The following is a 325-nucleotide window of genomic DNA, read 5'->3' as shown; positions in this document are numbered from 1 at the left end:
AACTTGACAATAATGCACATTCAGTATTTTTACTCTATTATCATCTGATCCTGGTCGTAAAGTACCGGAAAAAGGTCCTGAATGATCCGATCTCGGATCGCGCACGAGAAATCTTTGAATATATCGCGCCCAAATATCATATCACCCTGGAAGAGTGGAATCACGATGAGGACCATGTCCATATCATGTTCCGTGCACATCCGAAGTCGGAACTCAGTAAATTTATCAATGCCTATAAAAGCGCCAGCAGCCGTCTGATCAAAAAAGAGTATCCGGAGATCCGGCAGAAGCTCTGGAAGGAAATGTTCTGGAGTCAGAGCTTCTG

Annotated in this window: 1 protein-coding gene; it reads left to right on the top strand. The window is 44.0% G+C overall.

Features of this window, described 5'->3' with window-relative positions; genetic code table 11:
• Window positions 1-325 (top strand): IS200/IS605 family transposase (gene tnpA, locus GPK83_RS16470; RefSeq protein ID WP_215705322.1); only part of this gene is annotated, 325 nt, incomplete at both ends.

This window comes from Clostridium sp. MCC328 (assembly GCF_018785465.1).
In the GTDB taxonomy this organism is placed as follows: Bacteria; Bacillota; Clostridia; order Lachnospirales; family Lachnospiraceae; genus Pilosibacter; species Pilosibacter fragilis.
This window is presented reverse-complemented; position numbering and strand designations above follow the sequence as displayed.